This window comes from Ferruginibacter sp. (assembly GCF_028288465.1).
In the GTDB taxonomy this organism is placed as follows: Bacteria; Bacteroidota; Bacteroidia; order Chitinophagales; family Chitinophagaceae; genus Ferruginibacter.
Window position 1 is genome coordinate 1 of record NZ_JAQBNR010000075.1, and the last position, 25450, is coordinate 25450.

The following is a 25450-nucleotide window of genomic DNA, read 5'->3' on the forward strand; positions in this document are numbered from 1 at the left end:
GGGATTTTCTATCGGGCTGCTCATGGCTGTTTTACAACCCTTACTATTGCTGTTAACTGGCCACATAAAGCTTGTGCCGATACCTGGTATTTCTTTTATGACAATCGGTACGTCGTTTACATTATACATCCTCATCGGTTTAAGGGAAGAAATAGCATTCCGGGGATTTCCTTTATTCAGCTTAAACAGAACCGCCGGGCCATGGCTGGCGATATTGGTTGTAGGAATTATTTTCATAGTTGAACATATTGCCGCCGGCATGAGTTGGTGGGCGGCGATTTTGGGAAGCGGTACTGGTTCCCTTGTCTTTGGATTTGCAGTCCTGAGATCAAAGGGGTTGGCATTATCAACAGGCCTGCACAGCGCCTGGAACTTTGGCCAGTGGACACTGGGTTTTAAAAATGAGACCGGCATATTCAAAACAGTTATCGGGCCCGGTTATGAAGGTAGCACTGAATTGATGGGCTGGGTTAGTTACCTGTCTGTGATGGGATTGGCAGCATTGATATTATATAGCTCGTGGAAAAAGAAGGGAACCCGGTAAGCGAACCATTTAAAAGATCATTATGAAGAAGGCTTTTCTTTATTCGCCGGTAATAAAAATCATGTTGTTATCTATCATTTTTGTGCTGACAACTTTTATTCTAGGAGGTTTTGTGCTGAACGGACTACTACGCATTCCGTCACAAATCGCCAATGTAATAGCTATCGTTGTTATATTGGTTACTACCCGGTCAGTGTATAGAAAAGAAGGTAAAGATCTTTCTGAGTTGGGGTTAAATATCACACTGCGAGATATTGGTTTTGGAATATCAGGAATTGTAATCGGCGGAATTTTTATTGTTCCGGTTATGTATACTATCACACTTGTCAGGGGCTATCCTATCGTATTCAATCCGTCCTTTAGTCTTTCTTATATTTTAAATGGTTATGGATTGTATTGCCCACAGTAATACTGGAAGAACTTGCTTTCAGGAGAATTTGCTATCAAAAAGCCGTTGAGTTATCAGGCGTTGCAAAAGCCAACCTAGTATTTGCAACGGTTTTTATAATGGGGCATAGGCTCAAAAAAAATACACAAACAATTTTCCAAAAAATGGCCTTTTTTTCGGCCACTATATGTTTAAAAAACCGTACAGATATCAAAGTGTGACACCATGTGCTAAAATTAGGGTGACACAATTCCGTTTTGGATGTTCGAAATATTTAATTTACTATTGTGCTATGCGCGACGCCTTAAAAAATCTAGTCAGCAACCAACTTATTTTAGAATATATAAGCGTCTTTTATTACACTGTACAACCTTATGAATTCTTAAATGCTTTGGGCAATATGATTACTACTTTTGGGTATACCACAGCAGTGTAGAAAAGCTGGTGTTCTTTGATTACCAACCCGGCCGCGGCAGAGAAGGCCCGCAGCAGGTACTGAAAGAATTTAAAGGTTATTTACAAACGGATGGCTACAGCGTATACGACTTCTTTAAAGAAAAAGAAGACATCACCGTATTGCATTGTATGGCCCATGCCCGGCGTATGTTTTACGAAGCCCAGGCTAACGATGCCCAACGTGCAGCCTATGCGCTGGAACAATTTGCAAGCCTGTATGCTATAGAACGTACTATTAAAGAACAACAGCTTACACCGGAACAATCACTGCAATTGCGGCAGCAACAGGCCGTACCTATATTGCAAAACTTTGGCCAGTGGATGAAGGAACAGTATGTACAAACACTGCCCAAAAGCACTATTGGCAAAGCATTGGGCTATAGCATAGAGCGCTGGAAGGAGCTGAGTATTTACGCTACCGACGCTAAGTTCAACATCGATAATAATCCGGTAGAAAACAGCATCCGCCCGGTAGCCATAGGCCGGAAAAATTATTTATTTGCAGGCTCGCACGAAGCAGCCCAGCGAAGCGCCATGCTGTACTCCTTACTTGGCACCTGCAAATTAAATGGTATCAATCCCTTTATATGGCTAAGAGAAACCTTGCGCCGTATCGCTACCCATCCTATCAATAAAATTGAAGAATTACTACCACAGAATTTTAAACTCAACAACAACCTGTAAAATTAAATACACTGGCTAAATGTGGCACGATATACTTGCCCGGAGGGATACGGCACAAAGGGAAAAAAGCGGCAGAGGATTGTTTCCCCACTTGGGTAATTAACCCTGACACCGGACATAATGTGCCCCTGCCGCTGATTAGTTTATCCACACAAAATTGTGGATTCTAAAAGAAAAAAAGAACAAAAAAAAGAAAACATAGTAATAGTAGTAGTCCATAATAAAGTAAAGAATACAAATCTAAAGGACACTGACCCAAGGAGTGGAAGGGTTACACCAAACACGGAAGGGACTTACTTTGCATTTTGACTACCCTTCTATAAGGCATATTCCAATTTCCGGAAACGTTTCTGTATTTAGGAAATTAGCGTAAAATAGATTGATGTAAATTCTTGATTAACAAGCACATAGTTTCTGGCATAGAATAAGATTGAACAGGATGTAATGCAAAAACTACTACCCTCAAAACCTCAAAAAGAAGAATCATGAAAAGTTTATCCATCATTGCAGTAATCATCCTTGCTTCCGTAACTGGTTACTCCCAATTCACTTGCGCCACTTCGTTTAAAGTAAACAATGGTAACGGAACCTGCGGGGCGGCAGGGGAGTTACGGCTTAATTTCCCCGGAGGATGTCCGGCCCTGTTACCGTTCATCGACTCTGTGTATGTAAATGGAGAAAAAGGTAAAGTAACTTTTTTTACGCCGGATGTTTCCAACTGCGGCGGCAAAAATGGTTATGTCAGCTATTGCGTCAGTTCTGGAAATATGCCACCTGCAAATGCCTGGAATATATTTTTTCACGATACTAATGGCCAATTCAACTGTACAGTTGTAAGCACATCAGGAGGTGTACTGGCGGTTAAATTCAATTCATTTAATGCTGCACTTGCCGGCAATGCCGTTACCTGTAACTGGACCACAGAATCAGAAATAAACACCAATCATTACGAGCTTGAGAGGTCATTTGACGGAAATAGCTTTGGCACTGCCGCCATCATTTTTACTGCGGAAAATACAACCGCCGCAAAAAACAACTACAGTTATAGAGATAACTCAACTCCGTTACAAAATAAAAGCATGGTCTTCTATCGTGTTAAGGAAGTAGACACTAATGGCGCAATCTCTTATAGCAAAATAATAAATATCAAGCTGGGAAATGGCTATAGCAACAGTGTAGAAACTTCACCGAATCCTTTTGCAGAAAGCATGTCTGTTAAATTTGATTCAAATAAAGCCGGAGTGGCTGAAATAAACATTCTTAGCTCAACGGGACAGCCGGTTGCCGTAAAAAATGGCATCGTTTTCAAAGGAAGCAATAGCCTGCAGGTTGGTAATTTAAGCGGTTTATCAAAAGGCATATATGTGGTGCAGGTATCAATAAACGGTGTAATTGCCGGCAACCAAAAGGTAATAAAAAACTGATCTTTATTCATACCTGATTCTTCGCCCGCTAACCAGTAAATTGATAACAGCCATGGCCATAGATAACAGAACGGATTTAATGTAAACAGGTGAAGAAGCTGCCATCCGTAAGTATGGCAGTTTTTATCTGCGACAAACCTCATCATTTTACATAAAATTTCTAAAACGCCTTTGTTGCTCCTGTTTGCCAGTAATCGAATTTATGGACAATAATCCCCATTTACTGCAAGGTGTGCCGTGAATTGAGTACTGTTAGATATGTCAGTACAAGAATGTTGTATAAAAGATGGTAGTAGGCGCCTACCACAGTCGCTGTGCAATTGGGGGCTGTAAACCGCCTCCCGGCGCTGGTTTAGTAATAAACTGGTGTTGAACAGAAAGAGGAAAAGGCTGCTAAAAATCAGTCAGGTACGAATAAGAGAGATGAATGCAAATGAACCACCGATGAAGTGATGAGATAGTATTACTTATTGTCAAAAGCTACTGTTCCTGCGTGGTAGTGAAAGGTTACAGCGGATACTTGCATACTGGCTGTAAGGCAATCGTCATATAGGTGGCATGACTCTTATTCAGGCTTTTGTACAGAACACGGGAAGTCCTTACCAGATGTGAAGAGAAAAGCATAAGTGGAAAATATCCATGAGGCTGAATACCAAAGCTGGTAAGGATGGCGGATGATGCTGTAGTAGCGAAGAAACCTTTGTAATGAAGGCGGAGCCAAGAGCATCAATCATATCGTTGAAAATATTTTAACAACTTTAAAAGAGGATGATAAATGTTTGAGACAAGAACAAGCACTGTACCGATAACGAAAGAAATGGTAAAGGCAGCTTACCGGAAAGTTAAAGCCAATCAGGGCGCAGCAGGAGTAGATAAAGAAAACCTGGAAATGTACCAGGAAGATTTGTTGAAGAACCTGTATGTACTTTGGAACCGCTTAAGTTCCGGAAGTTATTTTCCAAAAACATTGGCTTCGGTGTCGATACCCAAAAGCAACGGGAAGCAGCGAACGTTAGGCATTCCAACAGTAAGCGACCGCATAGCCCAACAGGTTATCAAGAGTTACTTAGAGCGCCGGCTGGAAGGACAGTTCCATAAGAACTCTTACGGTTATCGTCCATTGAAGAGCCTCATCAGGCAATAGCAGCCGTACAGGAAAAAATACGTCAATATGCATGGGTGGTTGATTTGGACATCAAAAGTTATTTTAAAGAAGTAGACCATGAGTTGCTGCTGAAAGCGGTAGACCGCCATGTAGAAGAGAAGTGGGTAAAGATGTACCTGCTGCGCTTGTTGGAAACACCCGTACAGTTTTCGATTCAGTTAGAAATTTATATGAAATTTTTATTAAATTTGTAGTGAGGTTTTTGATCTTATTTCAGGAGGGTGGATATTCGGTTACCCTTACAACCATTTGCAGCTGAAAGTATTAATGGTATTGGATTGTGGAACATTTACTTGTTCCCATGAGACTGTAATTTAAACTGTGTCAAAGTTCTTATATAATACGAACTTTAAAAACACAGTAATTATGAAACAAACAAAACAGTCTTTTGAATTTGATTATGAAAGCGTAAAGAATAAAGCTCTTGCGCAACTCAAATCCGGTAAGCCTCTGCTGGGCAAAGAAGGTGCCTTAGGGCCTTTATTTAAGTCATTCCTTGAAGCAGCCCTGGAAGCTGAATTAGAAAATCATTTACAGGAAAATAAGGAAGAAGACTCCAATCGCCGCAATGGCTATGGGAGCAAGCAATTACGAACAAGCGAAGGCACTATGGAGTTAACTACTCCCCGTGACCGCAGTGGCAGCTTTGAGCCGGAGATCGTAAAGAAACGCCAAACGATTTTAGCAGACAGCCTGGAAACCAAAATCCTGGGGCTGTATGATTTGGGTATGAGTCTTCGGGATATAGCAGCCCACATCAAAGAGATGTATGATACCGATATCAGCCATACCGTGCTATCTGAAATAACAGACCGTATTATTCCTGCCATTCGTTTATGGCAGGCTCATGAATTGGAAGATGTATATACGATAGTATGGCTGGATGCAATGTATTACAAGGTAAAAGATCAGAGCGGGCATGTGGTAACGAGATGCCTGTACAATGTTCTGGGCATCAACCCGGAAGGCCGCAAACACTTGCTGGGTATGTATATATCTGAAAGTGAAGGATCAAAATTCTGGTTGAGTGTGCTAACAGATCTGCAGCAAAGAGGCGTAAAGGATATCCTGATTGCCTGCATTGATAACCTGGGCGGCTTTGAAGAAGCTATAGGCAGCATTTACCCTAAAACGGAAGTACAGAGTTGTATCGTTCACCAGGTAAGGAACACTTTAAAATATGTGGCCAGCAAAGATAGCAAAGCGATCATGGTGGACATAAAGCAAATTTATAGAGCAAGCAATAAGGAATTAGCAGAAGACCATCTGGATGCGCTGGAAAAGAAATGGGGAGCCAGGTATCCGATTGTAATAAAATCCTGGCGCAATAACTGGCATAAGCTGAGCACCTTCTTTAAATATGCAGCCGATATCCGCAGGGTGATTTACACTACCAATACGATCGAAGGTTTTCACCGGCAGATCAGGAAAGTGACCAAAACAAAAGGTGCCTTCACCAATGATATGGCCCTGCTAAAACTGGTATACCTGGCCTCAGAACGCATTGCCGAAAAGTGGACCATGCCTTTGCAAAACTGGGCGCTCACCATGCAGCAACCAAGCATTATATTTGAGGGGAGGATACCGGGGATTTTTTAAAAAATTTCCTGCCTGTTCTCCCGGCCCGCGGGCCGGGAGAACAGGCAGGAAGAAACCTTGACACAGTTCACTTTACACTCCCGTTCCCATCCATTTCGCAAATAGCCTCAGTATTTCAATGTGTAAATAACCCTGATATATTTCACTGTGCATCATCCTTTATTCCCATTCGTAGACCGAAATTTAATTGCCCATACCAGTTTTAAAATCTTGAGCACATATTTATCATGGAGGCCGTGGTAATCCAGAATTTGTTGCGCAGCACAGTTGGATATCTTGATATTTTAAATGTCAAATCAAATACAAGGAGCCACAGTCGAATCGAATTACTAATGAAGATAACAACAAAAGCTGATGCAATTCCGTCGGCTGAATATAGGATGATAGCGATGTGAAGGTGAGAAAATATTCGTCTGCCAGCATAGCAGCAACCCCATGTAAGGAGCCTGTGCTTCACATAATTTGTAGTATTTTGCCCGACAGAATTCTGGGGCAGTTCCTAAACGCTTTTTTTACCTCATTTTCCAAACCATTCTGCACTTCAACCGAACCAATAGCTACAAACATACTTTTATTTAAAAGGGGGGAAATAAAACGTATTTTCTTTTTTTAATCCGGCCCTGTACAATATTAAGATGCTTTCCAGGTGTGACCCCCGGAAAGGTCTTTTATTTGACCGGATCATTAATCCGGTGGCTGGTGCTATGCATGATATAATGTTTTTAAGAATAGTTATTTGCTATAGCCTGAAATCATACCGAACTTTCATTTGGAAGCCGGACGATGCCGAACCAGAAAGTTTCAATTATTCTCATCATTATAAAGAAGTCTGTAAGTTCAGAGGGTTTAGTAATAAAACAATTAGCATGGTTATTATATGCAGTTATAATATCTGCGTCATTGGATGAAGTGCTTAGTATAATTACAGGGATTCTTTTGAGATGATCATTTATTTTGATAAATTTCAGTACTTCATGACCGTTCATTCTGGGTAAATTAATATCCAATAAAATTAAATCTGGCAAATCTTTATCCGCTGCAACTATACCCATCTGAAGAAAGTCTACTGCTTCTAACCCGTCCCTTGCTATGCTGAGTTTATTAACTATTTTCCTTTCTTCCAGGGCTTCTTTTAAAAGAAAGATATCCCCTTCATTATCCTCTACAAGTAAAATATGATTCGGTTTCATTGATTGCATTATATTTTTTGCCAGTGAAGAAAAATTTACCTGCTTTCCCGTGCTCGCCTCTCCACATATTTTACCACTGTGCTATTCCTTTCTTTTGTCAAACGCCATGCCTTTATAATAATATAATACAGGCCGAAAAATAAAGAGCTTAGGCGAAAGACAACACGCAGATAATGTTAAGGGCAAAAAGATTGTTGCGCCAATAAGTGGGTCCTTTTCCGCTCTTGACGAACTTGCGCAATGTAGCTTAAACCTTTTGGTATAGATTTTCCACTTTTTCAAGTCTCCCCGCTTTTAAGATGGTAAAATAAAAAGTACTGCCAATACCCGGCTCCGATTGCACCCAAATTTCTCCTCCCCGGCTTTCAATTATTTTTTTAACTATTGTCAGCCCCATGCCCGTTCCGCTATATTTATCTTTATTATGCAATCGCTGGAAAATGATGAATATTTTATCGAAAAATTGTGGGTGAATGCCAATACCATTATCGCTAATGGCAAATTGCCAGTGATCTTCGGATTCGGTTGCCGTAATATCAATACATACAGGTATATTCTCCTTTGAATACTTTAAGGCATTGCTTACCAGATTTTGAAATACCTGCAGAAGCGACGACTTTTGCGTGTAAAGCAGCGGCAGATTTTGAAAACGGATACTGGCATTTTTTTCATCCATTTGTTTTCGCAGCATCAACTCCACCACTTTTACCAGTGCATTTAAATCAACATTTTCTATATTGCCATTCAATCTACCCACTCTCGAAAACTCGAGCAGGTCCTGTATAATTGTTCGCATTCTCCTGGCACCATCCACCGCAAAACCAATGAACTTTTTGCCTTTTTCATCAATAATACAGCTATACTTATCCTCTAGCAAGGTAAGAAAATTGATCACCATCCTCAAAGGTTCCTGCAGGTCATGCGAAGCAACATAAGCGAATTGTTCCAATTCTAAATTAGACAGGGTAAGTTGAGCAGCCTGATCTTTCAACTTTTCTTCTGTTTTTTTTATTTTTTCTATATCGGTGCAGGTGCCATACCATTTTAGAATTTCACCGTTATCATCTATTTTCGGCACACCCCTTATCAACCACCAATGGTAGCTGCCATCATAGCATTTTAAACGACATTCAATATTATATTCAGCCAGGTTTTCGACTGCATTTTTCCATGCATCCCGGGCTAGAATTTTATCATCCGGATGGAACGGATTGGTCCAACCAGCACCATAACTGTCTTCCAGGGCAAGCCCTGTGTAATCTACCCATTGCTGATTGAAATAAATGTTTTCACCCTGCGCATTAGTAACCCAAACTATCTGCGGCATTGATTCAGCCATGGATCGAATCTCCTTCTCACTTTCTTCAATTTTTTTACGTGATAATACCTGTTCGCTAACATCAATTGCAAAGAAAAAAATGCCGTCAATTTGATTTTGATTATTCCGGTGGGCCTGGTACATTAAATTTAAATATGTATTAACCAGTATGCCGGTACCGTAGAGATCGAATCGGAACAACATTTCATTTCCTGAAAAGGTTTTCCCGGTTTTATACACGTCATCTAATATTTCAAAAATACCCTGGGCTTCCAGTTCTGGTAATGCTTCCCCAACAGTTTTACCAATAATATCCGTTTTCCCAATTAGTTGCAGGCAAGGGGGGTTGGCCGTTTCGAAAATATGATTGGGGCCTTTTAATATTCCCATGATGGTGGGCGACTGAGCATACAAACCGGCGAATCTTTGTTGCTCTGCTTTCAAAGTATTTTCCAGCTTTTTCCTGTCGGAAATATCCCTAACAATCATTGAAGTTCTTTCATTACCAAATGAATCGGTAAATACAGCTGAAGTCAGTTCAGCCTCGAATTTGCTGCCATCTTTTCGAACCAGTCTAAGTTCTCCTTTTACCCTGCCGGTACGCTGGCGTTCTTCTACCAGCTTATATACTCTTCTGTCCGAAATATCAACAATGCCAAATCTTCCGGCAGTACAAATTTCTTCCTCCGTCATTTTAAATATTTCGCAGGCAGCAGGGTTAGCTGCAAGAATATCTCCATCAGTAACTGTTAGCAGTATCCCGTCCATACTGCTCTCAAAAAAAGAACGGAATTTTGCTTCACTCTGGCTAATCAGTTGTTCAGCTTTTTTTCGTTCAGTAATATCATACACAGTGCCTACCAATTGAATACATTTTCCTGCCTCATTATAAATGGGTGAAATACTTACAATGCCTGTTTTTATTCCTGTAGCATATTCGGAAGTCTCTTCCCAATGAACGGTTTTCTTTGTGTCGATTGCTTCTTTATACTTTCCCAGTACTAAGTGAAGCGAAGACCTGGGAATAATATCTTTTACATGCTTATTCTGTAACTGCTTCAAGGTAATCCCCATTGCCTGCAGCCCTGTTTCATTCATTGAAATAAAACTAAACTCCTTTTCATCCTGCACACCTATAAGAAACAGTACGTCGTTGGTAGAATTATAAATTAATTTAAGCTCTTGCTGATTTACTTTAATTTTTTCTTCTGCTTTCTTATGTTTTTCTGCTCTTTCAAAATTTTGTAAAGCAAACGAAATATCATTGGTTGCTTCCTGCAGCAGCGCTATTTCTGATACATCAAAGAAATGGGGTGTATCTGAATTAAAAGAAAATACACCTGCTACCTTTCCTGCTTTTTTTATCGGGAAAACGATGTTTGACCTTATGCCTGAACTCAATAGTACCCCTGTTAAAAACTGCATATCAGGGTCAACTAATACATCATTGCTCGCCGCATATACACCCGTCTGTAAGACCTTGCCTACAGGCGTGTTTCGATAAATACTATCCTGAACATCGATACCGGAAGGTTTCTTTGCTACCTGGATTACGTCACCCTCTCCAGCAACATTCATTACCTCAAGTTTCCCACTTTCATTTAACAGCCCTATCCAGGCCAACTTAAAGTTTCCTATTTCAATGGCTATAGAACAGGCTTTTTTTATAAGTTCATCTGCGGTATTGGTATAAACGATGCTTTGATTAATGGCACTGATAAACGCATAAAGCCTGTTGAACTTAATTATTTCTAATTCTGCTTTTTTGCGTTCGGTAATATCCTGCATAGTTCCGTACAGGCCCACAGCTTTTCCAGGTTCATCAAACTCAAATTTGCTTTCAGAATAAATATGCTTTACGGTACCATCTTTAAGTACGATACGGTGATGATAAGCAGTATCCTGCAAAGAATTCCTGGATTGCTGTATTGTTTGTAAAACTTCATCAATATCATCGGGGTGAACCAATGAAGACCATGTTTCAAACGATAACCTGTTTTGTTCAATAGGAAACCCGAAGATTCTTGCACCCTCTACAGATAACCTCAGTTCATTATCATCAAAATTCAATTCCCAGCTACCAAGTTTGGCAAGCTGTTGCGCCCTGGCAAGCTTGCTTTCGCTAAGTGCCAGTTCCTTTTTTGTTCTGTCTTTTTCTTTTTGCTTACTTACGTCTTTTAGTGCACGCAGCAGTTTTGTATTTAACGTGAATATTTTGTCTTTCAGTACAAAATCAGTTACGCCGTTTTTGATCAGTTCAATAGAATTCTCTTCGCCTATAGTTCCGGACACCAGGATAAAAGGAGTTTCCGGGGCTACCGCTTCCCTGATTTTAAAAGCTACGGGTCCGTCAAATGATGGAAACGTATAATCACACAATATTACATCAGGGATAAAATTTTCAAGTGCCTTCCGGTAGTTGGATTCACTCTGCACAATTTCGCTTACAAAATTGATACCGCCCCTTTTCAATTCGCTATCAATCATCTCCAGGTCATGTTTATCATGCTCTGCTATTAATATCTTTATTTTTGTAGGCATAAGTATTGTTTATTGATGGTAATGTTCCGCATCTTCTGTCGTTCATCCGGCTAGAGGTAAGTAGTCCACTATCTGGTGGTCATTTAAACACAAAGCAACTTTCAATTTGTATCCCCTGCCGGGTTTGGAGATGATGGTAACTGTTCCGTTAAACAGGCCGGCCGTGCTCTTGATGTTTTTAATTCCCACCCCGTTTAAGTCCTTTAGGATATCACTTCCTGTGCCGTTATCTGAAATAAGCAAGATTACTTTATTACCAACATGGCTTAACCTGATACATGCAGTGGTGGCAGCAGCATGTTGAAAATGTTATTTACCTGTTCCTGCACTATGCGGAAAATAGCCAGTTGCAGCTTTTCATCCAGGTATGCTTCATTAATTCCGTTGGGAGTAAATTGAATTTTTGTTGGAGACGCCATACCCACATCACCCAATAATTTATTTATACTGTGAAACAAGCCAAACTGCGTTCCCGGGCTTGCAAGGGTGCTTGAAATTTTCCTGATCCCCGTAATAACATTTACTATATAATCGGATGATTTTTTTAGACACATTTCCCTCTGAACTTCATCGGTTTTTGCCAGGTCGATATAAAGTTTGGCAACACTAAGAATCTGGTTTAAATTTTCATGCAGTTCATTTCCAATAGCGGCCCGTTCCTTTTCCTGTGCAGTGAGCAGGGCAGCAGTAATTTCACTTTGCTTTGTTTGTCTTTCCTGCAATAATTTATTTTCCAGCAAGACTTTTTGGGTCACATCGTGAACTATGCCATACATACCTGTGGATTGGCCTTTTGAATCCAGCTCATGTTTGCCTTCTGAATAAATATGCCTGATGGATCCGTTGGCATGTGCGATACGATAGTGAATGGAAAGATCACAAAGTAGATCCCGGGATTCTTGTATTTTCTTATTTACAAACACAGCATCTTCTGGATGAACAAATGCTGATCTGCTTTCCTGCGATTGCACATTTTGACCAGGCGGTAGCCCGAATATTCTGCATAGTTCCTCTGAGCAACGAATCATATTGCTGGCAAAATCCAGTTCCCAGTTTCCCACGTGTGCTAATTCCTGTGCCCTGGCAAGCCGTGCTTCACTTAGAACGAGTTGTTGGGTTGCGGCTTTTTTTTGATGCAGGTCTTCTGCTTCTTTTAATGCCCGCAGAACTTTAGGATTAAGGGTGAACAATTTGTCTTTCAGTACATAATCGGTAACTCCCATCTTAATGAGTTCAATAGATTTTTCTTCACCGATAGTTCCGGAAACAAAAATAAAAGGAGTGCCCGGAGCCTGCTTTTCACGTATTTTAAATGCTGTTGGGCCATCAAATGAAGGGAAGGTATAATCCGCCAGGATGATGTCGGGAATAAAACTCTTAAGAGCCTTTCGGTAGTTGGATTCATTTTGAACTATTTGGCTTACAAAATCGATATCGCCTTTTTTCAATTCGGTATCGACCATTTCCAGGTCACTTTTATCATGCTCTGCAATCAATATCTTTATTACAGTTTTCATTATTTAGGTTGTTGATTCACGATCATCCAGTATAATCCTAATGCAGTAATAGCTTTTTGAAATTCTTCAAACTCCACCGGCTTTACCACGTAGCTGTTTACGCCCAGCTCATAACAGGTTTTAATATCAGGGTCTTCTTTTGAAGAAGTGAGCATTACCACCGGAATATTTTTAGTGCGGTCATCGTTCCTTATTTTATGCAGTACTTCAATACCATTTACCCTTGGCATTTTCACGTCCAGCAGGATAATTTTTGGCCTGTTCTCTATATTCCTGCCAACATATTCTCCCTCTGCGAAAATGAAATCCAATGCGGCTGCGCCATCTTTAACATGCTTGAGTTTGTTGGCTAAGCCATTGCTTTTTAATGCGTCAATGGTCATTTCTGCATCACTGGCATTATCTTCTACCAATAGTATATCCACTTCGGTTATCATAGGGTTAAGGTTTATTAAGTGAAAAATAAAATGTTGCTCCTTCGTTTACTTTTGCTTCGGCCCAGGTATGCCCACCGTGTTTCGATATGAGGCGATGCACCAGCGCCAGGCCAACGCCGGTTCCATCAAACTCTTCGTCTGAATGCAGGCGTTGAAATACGCCAAATAATTTATTGGCGTACCGCATATCAAAGCCGGCACCATTGTCTTTTATGAAGTAGGTCACGGCTTCTCCATTCTCTTCCGAACCAATTTCAATGATTGCAGTATCTTTTAAACTGGTGTACTTGATCGCATTGGACACCAGGTTTAACCATACCTGCTTAATGGCCATGTTATCAGCCAGCGCAGGCGGGAGGTTGCCAATCCGGAACTCTATATTCCGATCGGGAACCTCTGCTTTCAATTCACAGCAAATCTCCTGGACCAGGGAGTGCATCCGGATATTTATTTTAACCATTTCCCTCCGGCCAACCCTTGAAAAAGTGAGGAGGTCATCAATAAGCATCCCCATTTTTTTTGCGTTTTGAACAATATTGTTCATCAGGCGATTGGCTTCAGGGTCCAACTGAGTTTCAAAATTGGTTTTTAGCTTGTTTGTATATCCATTAATAGCACGCAGGGGAGCACGCAGATCATGAGATACGGAGTAGGAAAATGATTCCAGTTCTTTATTTACTTCAATAATTTGCCCTTCTGCTATTTTAAGATCGTTGATGGCAATGATTAATTCTGCTGCACGTTTTTCCTTTTCGTTATTTTGAAAAATTAATTCTTTATTGGCAATGGCTAATTCCGCAGCCCTGTTTTCCTTCTCTTCATTCTGAAAGGCAAGTTCTTTGTTGGCAATTATCAGCTCTTCTGCTCGTTTTTCTTTTTCGCCATTTTGAAAAGCCAGCTCTTTGTTGGCAACGAGTAATTCTGCTGCACGCTTTTCCTTTTCTTCGTTCTGAAAAATGAGTTCTTTATTAGCGATGATCAACTCTGCCGCCCGTTTTTCTTTTTCTTGGTTTTGAAAACGTAGCTCTATATTGGCAGTGATCAGCTCCGCAGCTCTTTTTTCTTTCTCGTCGTTTTGAAAGGCGAGTTCTTTGTTAATATTTAAAAAGTCCGTTTCTGATTTTTTCCGGGAAGTAATATCTCTTGCAATCTTGGAAACGCCTATAATCGTCCCCTTTTTATCTTTCAATGGAGATACAGTGAGTGAAACATTTAGTGGTTCGCCATTCTGCCTGATCCGCACTGTTTCAAAATGATCAATAACCTCGTTATTGCATATTCTTTCAAGAATGCTTTTTTCCTCATTGAAAAAATCCGGAGGTATTAACATAGTAATTGGCTTGCCCAAAACCTGCTTTGCCGTGTATCCAAACATTCTTTCACTTCCCTTGTTCCAGCTTAATATTATTCCGTCCAATGATTTACTGATAATGGCATCATCAGATGATTCGACTATAGCAGCAAGAAGAGACATATTTGCCGCATCTTTTTCGGGTTCAGCATTTAAACTATCGGGAAGTATGCTCAATATGGCAGCGGCTTCTTCCTGCTTCTGAAAAGCAAGTTCGTTTTTAACAGGGTTGAAAGGGTTCATAATTTTGAATATAATAAGCGTGTTTCACAAATAAATGTGTTACAAATTGCTTTGTTAAATGGCCAGGAACTGAATTAAAGGAGTACAGGCAATTTTCAGTATAATATCTGAAATAGCCAGACAATTAATTCCCCTAAAAAATGTTTATTTGCTTGTACAAAGAAAAATTTACCAAAGTAGAAATGATAATTCTTACGAATAATTATCGATCAGCCCGGGTAATGCAGAAGGCCCGATATTAAATAAAGATTAGGTATTGCCTAAGAGCAATTAAAGGTAGTGGTATTATACAACTCTGCCGGGTTTATTTGCAATTTTATCGGGCTGTAGTAAATCATCTAGATGCAGTGTAGTCAACGGTCTACAAGCTTATTTATTTCACCCAACCCTTGTTCCTGTTCTGTCCAATGCTATCGAATTAATAATGTAATTATTATTGAATCTATCTATGTTTATATTTGCTACATGCAAATATATCCCATCATGGCTTTGAATATAAGCAAACAAAAAAAGACACATATTTGAATGCGTCGAAAGCGCTGACATAACAAGCAGTTTAGGTATATGCACGTAGGTCGCAGCATTAATTTGATTCAGCAACTTTGGGCCAACGGGACGGAATAGAGTTGCTTCCGTGGTTGACATCTTCCATTACAAAAAAACCTTTCTTCCCGTGGTCCGGTGTACTTACCAATCCCGTCTTCCTTTAGAATACGCCACCAAAACGCAGCGAAGGAAGGCTACCAAAATTTCCACCACTGTTTTTTGTCAGCCTCATAATTGTTGGTCGTTATTTTTTTGTGTAAGTCTTCAAAGTTTTCTGCAAGTTTTAAGAAATTGTCACCCAACCACTTGAAGAGAAATTTCCTGATAGGTTGACGTCGGTGCAAATTCCATTTCTAATTTGCCAACGTAGCAAAGTCGCAAAATTTAATTTTTTCAATTGCTTGGTTTAAGTCAACTAAAAATTTCTCTGCATTGGCATAGCCTGCCCAAATTATGTCGGTTTCAAGTGGGAAGTGACGAAATAATATTTGAGTTATGTTCACGAATTTTTGTCTTAGCAGGGTCTAACCAAAAATTCATTTCTCCAATTCATTATTACTTTAAATCCCTACAAATGCCTGTGGTGTCTTACAAAAGGCAACCATACATAGGGACCGGAGCTTGAAGATAAAAAGGAAAAATATTCCGCTGCGTGTTGCAATGATTGTATCGGCCTGGGTAACAATGCCGAACTGCAACAAATACAATCATACAACCCACAGCGTTCTAAAATTATGTAGTATCGTTTATAAACATATCGAACCACTCACACCGCTTTACCTACGAACTACATTTTAGCTGCATACCCTTTTGACGCTTAGTTTTTTTTTTCTATTTAATATAGTCTTAAAATTCCAGTTCTCCAACCTGTGGTGCAATTGTGTCCTCTTGCATTACAGCCGTGAAAAATGCAAACTTGTCGTACATATTTCTTTTGAACACCTTTAGTATGGGTAACAAAAATTTGAAAAGCCATAATTGGGATATTCTTTGTCCTTTTTGTCGAACAAACTTCATTTTGGATTATTTCGTTTATTGTCGCCTTGTGTAAACTTGTCTTACCGCCAATTTTTTTTGTAACATTTTCATCTTTTATAGAGTCAACACATTCGTTAGCTAATGAACCTCATTATGTTTTGCTACAACATTATGCGGACCAAAAATATACTCGGCTTTGAAAGGATGCTGCAGACAATCAAAAATTGGAAACCAGATTATACCAAAATAATCTGTCTTTTAAAAAACACCTTTATAAAACCGATTTACAGACAAAATGAGCCTTCGTTTCTTTGAAAAATTATTCCCTGGAATTTTTGAAGGTTGCTTAAATCAACTGCTATTGGCCGGTAGTGAAAACTTAGCGGGCTATTTTTTGACGGCTTGTAGTTTTTTCACAGTCTGACGTGCACGGCTTGCTGTGGGCTGGTATTTGAAAAAGTCCCGCCCGGCTGCTGAACTTGTTTACCTGGAATTGCTTTCGACGATTTAAATTGCATTAACAGAAACGCATAAATTAGCAGGGGAAATGTTTTAAGAAATGGCGCGTTAATTGGACATGGCGGCAGCAAAACGAAGTAGATTTGATAGGGGGAAGCCTTTACTAAAAAACGTCACCTTTTGTACTTTAAAGAATATAGCAACATCAAGTTTACACTTAAATCCAATTTTTATTTTTGTGTGGATTTGCAGTATAGACATGTTGCTTATTTGGCGCCTTATTGATAGATCTAACTTTGCTGCTATTCTTTAAGAATATTTTCTGGGCAGGATGATCCGTCGACACCTGCTGAACAAATCCAAATTCGCCGGCACGGCTAATCCTGATTTGTTTTTTAATCATTTCAATATCATCTCTTTCATTAATAAGCAACCCTCAAAAAGTCGATTGTGGTTTTAGGGGCATAAAAATTAGTAAGCTTAGGCCACAAAACACCGGGATATTTGCTTTCATCTTGCCAGATCATAATTCAAGACCTTCCCAATTGAAAGTTTCGTTTCTGGCAGGCAAATTATTTTTGGTGGCAAATTGATTTCTTGCTTCAAGCACTTGTTTTGCCCACTTGCCCAGTGGCATTTTCAATTCACGGTAAATAAGATAGCTCATATCCACGGTCCTGGCAGGTTCGTGATCTTTCACGTCATCCACCAGGTCTAAAAACTTCCGGCCATTCGCTTCCTGCACCCGTGGAAACCATTCCTGGTACCAGATTGCCGTTACCGATTGTAATACTTCATTTCTCTCCGCACGAATATTTTTCACTTCACTTAAACCCTGATCGATCAGCGAAATAGCCATCGCTGGATTGGCAGTGGTAGCATCAGCAGCAAGTTTCATGAAATGATTGATCTTTTGCAGGTTAAGCAGCATAGTTAAATTCTGGCGGCACAACCGGGCAACGCTCCGAAGTACCTGTAAATTGTAATGCTGATAATCTGCCTCAACCAGGTTGTCATTTAACCGGTTCAACAATTCATCGTTCTCTTTAAGAAACTTTTCAGCGGCTGCAAGCAGAACCTGGTTTTCAGTATTCCAGTTTTTATTCAAAGACAAATCCGAGCCAGAAGGCACCGGTAAAGCGGGTAGAAACTGGTCTTTAGCCAATTTAGGTGTATCATACACACCTGAAGAATAACCGAAAATGGGTGTGCGGTTTTTGGCTGGCTCCCATTCCCAGCTTTTGTCCCAAAATTCTGCCTGGGTGCTTAACAATTTATATACCTTGTCTATATTAACCGTATTGCTGCCATAAAAAGAATTATAGAAGCGGGTTGTAAGATTTTCTGCCGTAACATCATTGCTATTCCATCCGGTAGCGGCGCCGGCAGCGTAGCCCAGCCAAAAGGTTTCAGGATTTAAACCGGCATCTGCCCAGCCGGCTACAACCATTCCCATAAAGTTAGATTTACCGCCACCCTTGGCTGCAATGACATCTTTCAAAACTTCACTTACACGGCCCTTCGGCAATGTTCCCTCCGGTTCCGCATCATCTACGGCAGAGGAACTTTTTGCAGAAAATACTTCCTTCGGCAACCTGTGATAATTAGGGAAAAGCGGCTCCTCGCCCTGCATCGATGTATAAATAAGCTGCCTCATTCCATGCTCTTTGAATTTAGACGCTGTTTGCGGATCATACACACCATTTATTATGTGGGATGGAATGAAGCTGATATCTTCAGGCCTGAGCGGATATTCTCCCCATATGATTGCTTTCCTACCTTTTTCATGCAGTTTGTTTCCGATCCTTGTAATATACTCCGCAAACAATCTTCCATTGCCTCCCAACTCATCCGCCCGCTTTTTTTCACGCTCCGACATGCCAACATAATAAGCTTCATCCGTAGAGAATAAAAAATACCTGCTGCCCTTATTCGCTTCTATCAGGTCGTTCATCATCCCCAGTATTAATTTATCTGCTTCGGGATCAAGCACATTCAACTGGTAATTTGAATTTGGAAAAGCCCGCAGGCTTTTATACGCCGGATGTTTCAGGATAAAAGCTATGTGCGCAGGCGCATCCAGGAAAGGTACCAGTTCAACATAGTGTTGATGGGCGTAATCCGTAAGCTCCTGCAATTCCGCGGGTGTATAAGCGTAGGGTTCTACCAGCGCACTTGCGGATGGAAACTGAAAGTGGCCTTCCAGCTTCAGGGAAAAGGCATTGATCTTATAATAGCTGGCTTGCCGGATAATACGCTTCATGGCATCCAGTCGCTCCAGGTGATGCGCATCGTCCCAATAAATCATTCTCATATCCAGGTCGGGCCAGTCTGTAATTTCACCTGCGGCAAAATAGGTTTTACCATTTTCTTTACGCAGCAATTGTATAAAACTTTGAACGCCATAAAACAATCCCTGCGCTGCATTGGCGGTTATGGTTATGTGTTCTTTATCCAGTTTTAAGTAATAAGCCTGCTGCAAAAGGGCGTTACGGTTGGTATCGGTAGTCTTTCCTATTTTAACGGATCCAGCTTTCACAATTAAACGGACAACAGGTAACTTGCTGCTACGGTTTGCAACTGATTTCAACTTGATGGTGAGACCAAAACGTTCTTTTAACTCCGCCGTTAAACTTTGTACAGCAGGATCTGCTTTCAATATATTCGTTCCCGTAACTATCAGCCAATTATTTTCCAGCAAATATTCCTGATCTGAAAGGGAAACACTTTGAGGCACAGGAAGCAGCCCTGATCCGGGCTTCACTTGTACGGAGTTTTGTGAATGACTATCCAATGAAATAAGAAGCAGGCAACAAAAACATACAAGTAAATAACAATGAAGTTTTATAAATCCCGGCACACAACTTTTATGTAACTGTATTTTAAAAAACTGCGCTTTGTAATTAAGAATCATTTTAATTAATTTTTTGATGATAGACAGAAATTTTTACTCCCCCGTATTTTCTCCGGTATAAATGCCTTTGTCCAAAATATGCCTGATAGGCGTGATGTCCAGCTTATTTTTTGAAGCATATTTCAGGGTTATTTCTTTAAGATTAGCAATCCAACTATCTATTCCAATAGTTTCCTCCTGATCAAAATAACGACGCTCCAGCGTAAGATAGCCAGGTACTCTTGTTTCAGCAAAAACCGCCTTCATGTCAGTTACTGTTTCTTCACGTTCATAAATATTATTTTTGCCAATCCCATTAGCAAACAACAAAGCTTCCACCGCGCCGTTCGCATCCCCTGTAGCAGCTTTGTTTTCAGCTACCTGTAATTTTTTTTCAAGTTGATCTATACTTAGGAATAATCTTGCATGGTGCCTTAGGTAGCGGGTCAGTGTTAACAATACCCGTAGGTTGTATTCGTTGTGTTCTGCCTTTTGCTGATTTTCTTTCAACCTGTAAATCACGGAAGTGGCCAACTGCTCCATTAGTTCCGCCTTCGTAACCAACCCGGCATATTTGCCATTGGCGTAAACGGGCCTTACGTTCAACCCTTCGGTAAATGGAATGGCAGGGGAGGGCAGCCTGTAAGAGTTTATCGGATGGGGGAAGGGATATTTTCCATCGGAATTGCCGTAGCTTTCACGGGTTGATCCCGTGCCCGGCACCTGGGTAACGACCTTATCCCAGGATTGGTTCCAAAAATCAGACAATGTATTCATATCCCGGTATATATCCACCATTCGACGAACCTGCGGACCATAAAAATCTTCCATGAAGCTGGCTACAAAACGTTCAATGTTTTTTGGTGAAGCATTATTCCAGCTAAGTGCCGATACTGCGGTCCACCCGAGCCAGTAAAGTTCACTATGCGGACCAAGGTCGTCCCATCCTGCACCGAAGGAGCCAATGGGATTACCACGTTTTGCCTTTATGGTAAACCACCTGTAAAGGTTCTCCATGCTTTGCCCCCTGCCTCCACCGGTAAAATTTACCGGTGCCAGGCTTGCCGTTTGGGCGGTATAAATCAGTTGACGTATTCCCCTTTCATTTTCCTCTGTGATATAGCTTTCTTCAGTTATAGGCTCAATCCTGCCAACGAAATAGGATGATCCTAAAACGCCCTCAATGATATCTGCTGGCAACAATTTTATGTGTTCCGGTGCCAGTGGCCATTCCCCCCAAAAAATCATCCGGCGCTTTTGCTTTGCCAGGTAATCGTGCGCTTTCTTTACGAAATCCACAAAGGCCAGGCTCCTGTTTTCTGGGTTATAAGGCGCACATTTTTTACAGACGCCTGCATAATACACTTCATCAGTAGAAGCATGAAAGTAATCCACACCCTTTGTAGCATTAATAATGTCCTGGTATAAAGAGAAGATCAATTTGTAAGTTTCCGGGTCGCACATACAGGCCTGGTAATCGCTTCCATCTGCCCTCAGGTGCGCATACTGCGATCGGTTCAGCACCCATTGCATATGCGCCGGAGCCTGGATGTTGGGCACTATCTGAATGTGCCTTTCCAGCCCGTAATTAACAAGATCCTGAAGCTGGGAGGGGGTAAATCCATCTATGGCTGCTATATCGGGATCAGTTGGAAATTTAAATTTATCCCAGATCTCAAACGAGATAATATTGATCTTGATGCGGGCCAGCCGGTCAATATATTCTTTAAGAGAGGCGATACGATCCAGGTGGTTTTTGGTGTCCCAGTGAATCATTCTTAACTGAAGATTTGGCCAGTCGCGAATTTGTCCCAGCGGTAGCATCAACTGCTCCGGGCCAGCCTTTTTTAATAATTGCAGGAGGCTTTGAACACCATAAAAAAGTCCTGCCTTGCTGTTTCCTGTTACCTGTACTTCCTGCGGGGAAATCTTTAGCAGGTAGCCCTGTTTGTTTAGTTCCGGATCGGTAGTTCCTTTTACGATGCCCGGTTCTATGTTCAATAGAATTTGTTTAGAACCGTTTCCATTAAATTTCAGATGGTGAAACTTTCCCGCATATTGAATCAGCGCTGTCACCGAAATATCATCTCCCACCTTTGAAACGATTTTCCAAGATGCGTCCAGCAGTACATTGTCCGCAGTTAAATCGGCCTGCTGGGGTGTTGGAATAATTGAATAACCCAGTTTATGAAGAAGGGAATCCGGATCTTTGGCCGCGTTGGCGTTTGCCGTTACAATTATAAAAATAAGGAAACAGCCCAATATTTTATTAAGCTTGTTTGTACAATACAACTGAATGTTTCTGTTGTTTATAAGCAAAATATCTTCTGAACTTTTGATTTTTCTCATGATTTTATATTGAAAGGAGCGTTAAGCATTTCAGGTAAGATGGATGACAATTTAAGTTGCAGGTAAATGATTATACCATTTTTTATCATGGAGATAAATGACTTCAATAGCCGCCTTTGAAGCTCAAGTGAAAAATAAATGATTCCGGTAACCGATAGTTGAACTAAACTGCATGGGTGATATTTTTATAAATCACCTTTCTTCAAAGCTGTTACCGCATGATCAACTGCCCTAGCTGTTAACGCCATAAAAGTAAGGGAAGGGTTTTGTGTAGACGTCGACGTCATACAGGCACCGTCCGTTACATACACATTCTTACAGGTATGCAGCTGGTTCCATTTGTTTAACAGGGAGGTTCTTGGATCGTTCCCCATTCTTATGCCACCCATTTCATGGATGTCTACTCCCGGATTTTGAGTTGAATTGTGCGTTTGAATATCTGTAAAGCCGGCAGTTGTAAACATCTCCGTAAACTGTTCAAAATAGTCTTTTTTCATCTTCTCATCATTACCATCATACACCACCGATATTTTTAATAAAGGAATGCCCCAATCATCTTTTTGTGAAGTATCGAGACTTACAAAATTGGTCTCTTTGGGAATAGTTTCACCCATCATATGAGATCCTACACGCCAAGGGCCAATACCGGGATGCTGAAGATGTTCCTTGAACTTGACACCCAAACTTGCTGGTTCGCTGGCCGAACTCCGGTAGGCGGAAAAGCCGGCTGCATAGCCACGCAAAAAGTTAGTTTCCTGCCTGAATAAATTTCTGAACCGGGGCATATAACCGCCGCCCGCAGGGTTTCTCCCAATGGTAGTGAATTCCTTTAAGCCATCGTATTGTGCACTTATACGGGCACTGTAATTATGAAAAGCCACAAACTTTCCCATTAAACCATTTTCGTTCCCAAGGCCATTCGGGAAACGACGCGAAGTGGAGTTAAGCAATAATAAATTACTGTTTAAAGCACCGGCATTTACAAAAATTACCTTTGCGTAATATTCAATTGATTCTTTTGTGTTGGTATCTATTACCAATACGCCGGTTGCCTTATTTTTTTGTTCATCATAGATCACAGAATGAACTACGGAAAATGGCCGCAATGTTAAATGCCCGGTTTTCTCCGCCCATGGAATTGTAGATGAATTACTGGAAAAATAACCTCCTAACGGGCATCCCCTGGTACAGAGTTCACGACTTAAGCATTGGCTCCTGCCCTGCTCCAGGTGCACCGGGTTGGGCTTTGATAAGTGCGCAATCCGCTCACTGATCACATGGCGGTGTTCATATTTATCCTGCATCTTTTTTTTGAAGTATTCTTCTACGGCGTTCAATGGAAAAGCTGGTAGAAATTCGCCATCAGGCAATTGAGCCAATCCATCCCGGTTGCCTGCAATTCCTGCAAACTTTTCTACATGACTGTACCAGGGCGACATGTCCTTGTACCGTATCGGCCAGTCAACTGCAAAACCATCTCTTGCAGGGCCCTCATAATCAAAATCGCTCCAGCGTTGCGTGGCCCTTGCCCACATCAACGACTTACCGCCCACCTGGTAACCACGTATCCAGTCGAAAGGCTTTTCCTGTACATAAGGGTGCTCCTTGTCTTTTACAAAAAAATGTGCCGTATCTTCTCCGTAAGCGTAGCAACGGTTTATAATAGGGTTCGCCTTTTTTTCAGTAAGGGGCATCTCGCCCAAATGTTCAAATTCGTAGGGGTACATGCTGGCCGTGGGATAATCTTTAATGTGCTTTACATCCCTGCCCCGCTCCAGCACCAGCGTTTTAAGGCCTTTTTCTGTAAACTCCTTGGCGGCCCATCCACCGCTTATTCCGGAACCGATTACGATGGCATCGTAAGTGCGTTCTTTAACCGTGCTATTCATGTCACCCATTTCAATAAAATTTACAGGTTCATTACAGGATAAAATCCGTTGTATTGGCGTGATGGAATAAATTCATATTTTATCACGTTTGTCATCACGTATTTAGAGTTTAAATATCCTTCAATAGTTCTTTGTCTCATGATTGCATAAAAATCAAACACCTCTTTATCATATTCTTTTTTACTTTCAATATCCAGCAGTACTTGTTCTTTTTGAGCCGCGTCAGCATCCAGGAAAGATTTATTAAACTTTTTCTTTGCCGCGTTTTCGAGCTGGCTGAGCCCCGTAAAAAAATTTTGCTGCACTTCTTTTTCATACATATCGTCCAGCATTTTTAATGCAAATAAATGAGCCCCTACTTCCTTTGCACCGGGTATTGTTGTTGCCGGAATAATCGTGGAAGCTATTTCAGCCAACAGCATTTCCTGATCTGCATTAACCGTAATGTTCTTAAAGTTCAGGCTTGCTTTGCAAGGTGTGCTTTTACAGGATTGCAAAAAAATAAACCCACCTGTAATAATGGCTAAATTCCGTATGGCTGATCGTCTCTCCATCTGATTTTTATTTTATTGCATTTCTGAAATATTTTATACTTGCCAGCACATCGGGTGTATTATTTTCCCAGTGGCGCTCATACTCGGCAGAGATCATTCCTTTAAAACTTTGCCTTTTCAATTCATCAATTACACCAGCCGTATTTGCAACTCCCGTGCCCCAATGTACGTCGCGGTTTTCCTCACCCGTATCCTTTCCTGCTATTGCCTCAAGATCTTTCATGTGCACGTGCAACACATGGCCCTGCAACTTTTTGAGGCAGGCTACCGGATCAAGATCGGAACGTACCCAGTGGCCGATATCAGCGCAGGCACCTATGCGGCTGCTTCTTCCCTGTATAGCGGCAAGCAGGGAATCCGGGTTCCAGTAATGCCTGGGGTACGGATGGTTGTGAATGGCAAGATTGATTTCATATTCATCGCAAAGCCCTGATAAAAAAGCCAAATCCTTTTCGTCGGGCTCTGAAGTAAAGGTTTGTATTCCCATTGATTTACCGAAATTAAACAGTTTGCGCCATTCAGCGTTGCTGTTAGGTGTGATTACGCCATATGCAATAAGCTTTATGCCCTTTTCTTTTAGCTTTTTTAGAATCTTCTTTTGTGTAGCATCATCCATGTGATAATCCATCGTTCCTGCACTACCTTTCTCAATCACCTGGTCAGGGTAACATTCTACATATTTCAAATTACAGCTATCAATTTTATCCAGCGATTCTAAAAATGTAAACCGGTTGAATGTATAAGTTCCGGCCCCTAACTTCCATCCCAATTTTGTTTCAGGATAATCTTTTGAAGTAAGGTTGTCTTTTCTGACACTGTTACATCCGGTGAACGCAAGAAGGCTCAATGTTAGAACCAAGCATAGTTTTTTCATTAATGATTGTATTTTATAAACTTATTCCGGGGAGCTGCTTAAAAGGAAAGC

19 protein-coding genes are annotated in these 25450 nt (G+C 40.9%); 8 read left to right on the forward strand and 11 right to left on the reverse strand.

Annotation, left to right across the window (positions count from 1 at the left end):
- The 8 genes from JWR61_RS27640 to JWR61_RS27670 all read left to right on the forward strand — a co-directional run.
- Positions 1-544, forward strand: a 544-nt coding sequence (locus JWR61_RS27640) for a CPBP family intramembrane glutamic endopeptidase (protein ID WP_301930872.1), incomplete at its 5' end; no start/stop codon positions are given.
- Positions 545-566: 22 nt separating this feature from the next.
- Positions 567-953, forward strand: a complete 387-nt coding sequence (locus JWR61_RS27645; protein WP_301930873.1) for a hypothetical protein — start codon at positions 567-569, stop codon at positions 951-953.
- Positions 941-1153, forward strand: a complete 213-nt coding sequence (locus JWR61_RS28360) for a hypothetical protein (protein ID WP_367881830.1) — start codon at positions 941-943, stop codon at positions 1151-1153. The genes JWR61_RS27645 and JWR61_RS28360 overlap by 13 nt, the downstream gene beginning before the upstream one ends.
- 157 nt (positions 1154-1310) lie before the next feature.
- The gene (locus JWR61_RS27650) at positions 1311-2072 is read left to right on the forward strand and encodes an IS66 family transposase (protein ID WP_301930909.1); all 762 of its coding nucleotides are present in this window, start codon (positions 1311-1313) and stop codon (positions 2070-2072) included.
- Between the two features lie 485 nt (positions 2073-2557).
- Positions 2558-3496 (forward strand): T9SS type A sorting domain-containing protein, encoded by a 939-nt coding sequence (locus JWR61_RS27655; protein WP_301930874.1) that lies wholly within the window; start codon positions 2558-2560, stop codon positions 3494-3496.
- Positions 3497-4271: 775 nt separating this feature from the next.
- Positions 4272-4640 (forward strand): reverse transcriptase domain-containing protein, encoded by a 369-nt coding sequence (locus JWR61_RS27660; protein WP_301930875.1) that lies wholly within the window; start codon positions 4272-4274, stop codon positions 4638-4640.
- 35 nt (positions 4641-4675) lie between these two features.
- Positions 4676-4855, forward strand: a complete 180-nt coding sequence (locus JWR61_RS27665) for a hypothetical protein (RefSeq protein WP_301930876.1) — start codon at positions 4676-4678, stop codon at positions 4853-4855.
- A gap of 172 nt (positions 4856-5027) precedes the next feature.
- Positions 5028-6260 carry an IS256 family transposase gene (locus JWR61_RS27670; protein ID WP_301930877.1) on the forward strand — a complete coding sequence of 411 codons (1233 nt, stop codon included), beginning with the start codon at positions 5028-5030 and terminating at the stop codon, positions 6258-6260.
- A gap of 752 nt (positions 6261-7012) precedes the next feature.
- Here the strand turns inward: JWR61_RS27670 and JWR61_RS27675 are convergent.
- The 11 genes from JWR61_RS27675 to JWR61_RS27725 form a co-directional block, all read right to left on the reverse strand.
- Complete coding sequence (locus JWR61_RS27675; RefSeq protein ID WP_301930878.1) at positions 7013-7450, reverse strand: response regulator; 438 nt, start codon at positions 7448-7450, stop codon at positions 7013-7015.
- A gap of 247 nt (positions 7451-7697) precedes the next feature.
- On the reverse strand, positions 7698-11309 hold the full coding sequence (locus JWR61_RS27680; RefSeq protein ID WP_301930879.1) for a PAS domain S-box protein: 3612 nt from the start codon (positions 11307-11309) through the stop codon (positions 7698-7700).
- Positions 11310-11351: 42 nt separating this feature from the next.
- On the reverse strand, positions 11352-11552 hold the full coding sequence (locus JWR61_RS27685) for a hypothetical protein (RefSeq protein WP_301930880.1): 201 nt from the start codon (positions 11550-11552) through the stop codon (positions 11352-11354).
- A 23-nt stretch (positions 11553-11575) separates the two neighbouring features.
- On the reverse strand, positions 11576-12826 hold the full coding sequence (locus JWR61_RS27690; protein WP_301930881.1) for a PAS domain-containing protein: 1251 nt from the start codon (positions 12824-12826) through the stop codon (positions 11576-11578).
- Complete coding sequence (locus tag JWR61_RS27695) at positions 12826-13263, reverse strand: response regulator (protein WP_301930882.1); 438 nt, start codon at positions 13261-13263, stop codon at positions 12826-12828. The genes JWR61_RS27690 and JWR61_RS27695 overlap by 1 nt, the downstream gene beginning before the upstream one ends.
- A gap of 4 nt (positions 13264-13267) precedes the next feature.
- Positions 13268-14857 carry a PAS domain S-box protein gene (locus tag JWR61_RS27700; protein WP_301930883.1) on the reverse strand — a complete coding sequence of 530 codons (1590 nt, stop codon included), beginning with the start codon at positions 14855-14857 and terminating at the stop codon, positions 13268-13270.
- 2506 nt (positions 14858-17363) lie between these two features.
- Entirely contained in the window at positions 17364-19604 is a 2241-nt protein-coding gene (locus tag JWR61_RS27705; protein ID WP_301930884.1) for a glycoside hydrolase family 20 zincin-like fold domain-containing protein, read from the reverse strand.
- Positions 19605-19787: 183 nt separating this feature from the next.
- Complete coding sequence (locus JWR61_RS27710; RefSeq protein ID WP_301930885.1) at positions 19788-22082, reverse strand: beta-N-acetylhexosaminidase; 2295 nt, start codon at positions 22080-22082, stop codon at positions 19788-19790.
- Between the two features lie 185 nt (positions 22083-22267).
- Positions 22268-23980, reverse strand: a complete 1713-nt coding sequence (locus tag JWR61_RS27715) for a GMC oxidoreductase (protein ID WP_301930886.1) — start codon at positions 23978-23980, stop codon at positions 22268-22270.
- 11 nt (positions 23981-23991) lie between these two features.
- Positions 23992-24525 (reverse strand): gluconate 2-dehydrogenase subunit 3 family protein, encoded by a 534-nt coding sequence (locus tag JWR61_RS27720; RefSeq protein WP_301930887.1) that lies wholly within the window; start codon positions 24523-24525, stop codon positions 23992-23994.
- A gap of 7 nt (positions 24526-24532) precedes the next feature.
- Positions 24533-25399 carry a sugar phosphate isomerase/epimerase gene (locus JWR61_RS27725; RefSeq protein ID WP_301930888.1) on the reverse strand — a complete coding sequence of 289 codons (867 nt, stop codon included), beginning with the start codon at positions 25397-25399 and terminating at the stop codon, positions 24533-24535.
- Positions 25400-25450: the final 51 nt, after the last annotated feature.